We start from the raw sequence: 1310 nt of genomic DNA, 5'->3' as shown, positions 1-1310 counted from the left end.
TCGGGCTCGGGCTCGGGACGGGGTTGGGGCTCGGGGTCGGGCCGGGTGCCGGTGCCGGGGTGGGCTCGGGGGTGGGTGCTGGTGCGGTCTGCTGGGTCTGGGCGGGGGCCTGGTCGGTGGGTGTGGTGGTGGCGCTGGTGGTGGGGCGGGTGATGGTGGTGCCGGTGGTGGTGGCGGTGATGGTGCCGCCGGTGAAGGGTTGCTGCTGGGCGCCGTTGGGCAAGGTGGTGGCGGGTCCGGTGGGGGGGCCCAGGGGTCCGGTGGGGCCGCCGGCGTTCTGGTGGGCGGTGTCGATGCGGGTGGGCACGACCCAGGCGCCGTAGACGGAGTAGTAGATGCGGGCGCGTTGGAAGCGTTGGGCCCAGATGCCGCCGGGGTGGGCGGTCTCGGGGCCGGTGGGGAAGCCCAGGGCGGTGGTGGCGCCGTTGGCGAGGTAGGTGTCGTGGATGGCGTTGACCGAGGCGTGGCCGCCGGTCGCGGCGGAGTAGTAGAGGGCGCCGCGTTGGAAGGTCTGGCGCCACCCGCCGGCGACGGCGGTCTCGGGTCCGGTGGGGAAGCCCAGCGGTCCTGCGGGTCCGCCCGAGGCGCGGTACACGTCGGAGATCGCGTTGACCACGATGCCCATGCCGGTGGCGGGGGAGTACAGGACGGTGCCGCGCTGGAAGGACTGCGACCAGCCGCCGGCGACGGCGACCTCGGGTCCGGTGGGGTGGCCCAGGTATCCGCCCGGGCCGCCGGTGGCGGTGTAGGTGGCGCCGATCGCGTTGACGGAGGCGTACCCGCCGGTGGTGTCCGAGGAGTAGGCGGTGCCGCGGGTGAAGGGCTGCTGCAGGCCGCCGCCGGCCATGGCGGTCGCCGGGCCGACGGGGATGCCGAGCTGGCCGGTGCTGGCGCCGGTGGCCTGGTGGATCGCGTCGATGCGGGGCGGGACCACCCAGGCGCCGTAGGGGGAGTAGAACACCCGTCCGCCCTGGAACCGCTGGCTCCAGGCGCCGGCGGCGGCGATCTCCGGGCCCAGGGGGTAGCCCAGGGCGCCGCCGGGGCCGCCGTTGGCCAGGTAGGTGCTGTGGATCGCGTTGACCGACGGGAACCCGCCGGTGGCGTTGGAGTAGTAGATCGCGCCGCGCTGGAACTGCTGGCGCCACCCGCCGTCGCCGGAGGTCTCCGGTCCGGTGGGCCACCCCAGCGGCCCGGCCGGGCCGCCCGAGGCCCGGTACGACGCGTCGATCGCGTTCACCGACGCCCACACCCCCAACGACGACATGAACACCGTCCCGCGCTGGAAGTTCTGCGCCACACCCCCCGCCACC

The 1310-nt window shown here is 75.3% G+C and carries 1 pseudogene; it reads right to left on the bottom strand.

What is annotated here, in order from left to right:
- Nucleotides 1-1310: pseudogene (locus tag CAE01nite_RS17915) on the bottom strand (hypothetical protein); the annotation flags it as partial.

Source organism: Cellulomonas aerilata, assembly GCF_007991755.1.
Taxonomy (GTDB): domain Bacteria; phylum Actinomycetota; class Actinomycetes; order Actinomycetales; family Cellulomonadaceae; genus Pengzhenrongella; species Pengzhenrongella aerilata.
Note: the sequence above shows the minus strand (reverse complement) of the source record. Positions and strands in the feature narration are given on the sequence as shown.